Here is a 2410-nt window from a genome sequence, read left to right as displayed (position 1 = left end):
GGACCGAGCCGTCAGAGTGACCCATCTGGTCGTCCATCACGGTTGACGGCGTGCCCAGTTCCACCATGAGCGTCTTGTACGTGTGCCGCAGCCCGTGCGGCGTCAGGCCAGGTGCAATCGGCAGCCAGCACGCCTCGGCCCGATCCGCCGCGTTGCGGCCCCGCACTGGCACGCCGGGCCACGGGTCGGCCGTCACCGGGACAGGGCGGGCCGGCTTGGGTGCCTTCGCCGGATACCGGCCGGTGGCGGCGGGCTGGAACAGCCACGTCGCGAAACCGTTGCGCCGGTAGTGCGCCGCCGCCGCGCCGGTAGGTGCTCCCCGGACGTAGCCGATACGTTCGACCGCTGCCAGCACCGCCTCCCGCGTCGCCTCTTCCACGACGTGCGGACGATTGAGCACGTTCGAAACGGTGCCCGTCGACACCTCAGCGGCGCGGGCGACTTCGACCAGCGTCGGCCCCGACCGGCGAGCCGAGCCGTTCGCGGTTCCGTAGCCGCCGAATGCGTACCGGTGTCCGTGGCATTTGCACGGCGCGACGGCCCGCCGGCCGAGGTGTTCCGTTAGCAGCGACCCCAGCCAGCCGGGAACGTGCACGGTCCGGTAGGAGTCGTCCTTCGGCGGGCAGCGGTGAAGTTCGCCGGTGTCCAGCTCGTAGAGCTGCCACTCCACCCGCACCGACGCGGGCCGCACGTAGGCCGCCTCCAGGCCGACGAGCTCGCCCCAGCGCAGGCCGGTGAAGCCGAGCGTCACCACTGCCAAGAATTCGTCGTCGCGGCCCGACAGAAGAGCCGCCCGCTCGGCGAGCAGCAGGACGCCGAGCCCCGTCGTGACCGTCTTCTCCGGTGCTCGATGCTGTGAGCGACCGGCCCTCCTGCCGCGTCCCCGTCGCCGCGCCGCCGGATTGGATTCCCGAAGGCCCTCGTCCACCGCATCCGCAAGGATGAGATGCAATGTCGTGCGCCACAGCCGCAAGCTAGCCTCGGCGTAACCAAGCGTCCGCTCCCGCTTCTCCCAGACCGCTACGTCGGCGGGTGTGATGGCCGCGACCGCGAAGTCGTGGAACGCCGGTAGCAGATGGTCCTCGATGGTGCGCCGGTAGTTCTGCATGGTCGAGAGCGCGAGGTCCTGCCGGGCGTACCAGTCGTTGACGTACTCGGCGAACGCAATCCGGCCCGCTGCCCGGGGCGGACGACCGCCGTTGCGCACCCGAGCCTCGGCGTCGTTCGCCGCCTGCTCCGCCTCACGACGGGTGCGGAACTTCACCGTTGCCCCGTTGCCGTCGACGACGGTGGCGTATCGGCCCGGCGCTGTCTTGTACCGACCTCGCCAGTAGCCACCACGATTCTCCGCGTATCCCATGACTTCTCCTTTCCGATCTTCGACCTAGGCCGCTTCCATGTCCTGAGCCGCCCGCGCTCGGCGTGGGACGCGGGCGACCAGCCCGGCACCTGCCGGACCGGTGGCGGCCCCCGACCTGCGCGTACGTCCAGTGGACGGTGGGGAAGCGCAACCTTCCATTGGCTGTACTTCGAACAGGTGCACGATCGCGGTGATGTGCTCGTCGGTGAACAGGTAGCTGCCGCCGATCCAGCAGAACGGGATTCGGCGTTGGCGAGCCTGTTCCTTGACCCACCATTCCGAGCACCGCAGCATCTGTGCGACCTCCGCCGCACGGTAGAAGCCCGCCGGTGCGCGACCAGTGGCATCCATGCGTATCCGTGTCCTCTCCGATTCGGCGTCAGGGCTGGCTTGACGGTTGACGGCCGTTCAGGCCGCCCGGGTGTGCAGGTACTCGCGGGCGGTTTCCTGGTGCTCTCGGGCCATCGCGGCGGAGGTGTTGGCGAGCATGGCGTCGGCCGGCGTTTGCCATCCGGCGCCCACGAATTCGAGGAAGTTGACAACCAGCACGGTCGGCTCGGTGGTATCGGCGACGTCCTGATCCGGGCCGCTGGATTCGTTGCGGCGGAACAGGATCCGCTGATTGCGGAGCATGCCGAAGGTGATGGAGAAGCGGCGGGATTTGGTGAGGAAGTGGCCGCCGAAGCCGAGCATGTGCGCCCAGCGGCGCAGCTTGAGGTACGGGCTGACTGGTGGCCCGGCCGGGGTGTCGCGGACCGCGTCGGCGACGGCGACTTGCTCGGCGGCGCAGGTGGGGCAGACCCGGTAGCGGGTGCAGCCACCGCAGTCCGGGACGGTGCGCAGGGTCCCGAACGGCTCGGCCGGGGCAGTCCCGGCCCGCCGCTCACTCATCAACTTGGTGGGTGGCTCCGGATCGGTGCGGTAGTTGCCGAGCCGCCAGCAGGCGTCGACGAGCCGTTCGGTATGGGTGCCGTCCGGGTCGGCGTAGACACGTCGGTTGTCGTCAGTGATCCGGGGTGAGTTGTGTCCGGTGACTTCGGTCGACTTGGT

The 2410-nt window shown here is 69.5% G+C and carries 3 protein-coding genes; all 3 read right to left on the bottom strand.

The annotated features are described in order from the left end of the window. Positions 1–1360: LacI family DNA-binding transcriptional regulator (locus AB0M20_RS38465; protein ID WP_364305848.1), on the bottom strand; the 1360-nt coding region annotated here is incomplete at its 3' end. A 24-nt stretch (positions 1361–1384) separates the two neighbouring features. After that, on the bottom strand, positions 1385–1711 hold the full coding sequence (locus tag AB0M20_RS38460; protein ID WP_364305846.1) for a helix-turn-helix domain-containing protein: 327 nt from the start codon (positions 1709–1711) through the stop codon (positions 1385–1387). Between the two features lie 57 nt (positions 1712–1768). Further along, on the bottom strand, positions 1769–2410 hold a 642-nt coding region (locus AB0M20_RS38455), incomplete at its 5' end, for a replication initiator (RefSeq protein ID WP_364305844.1).

Origin of the sequence: Actinoplanes sp. NPDC051633, assembly GCF_040681735.1 — a bacterium.
GTDB lineage: Bacteria > Actinomycetota > Actinomycetes > Mycobacteriales > Micromonosporaceae > Actinoplanes.
The sequence above is the reverse complement of the archived record's forward strand: the minus strand, read 5'-3'. Positions and strand labels throughout refer to the sequence as shown.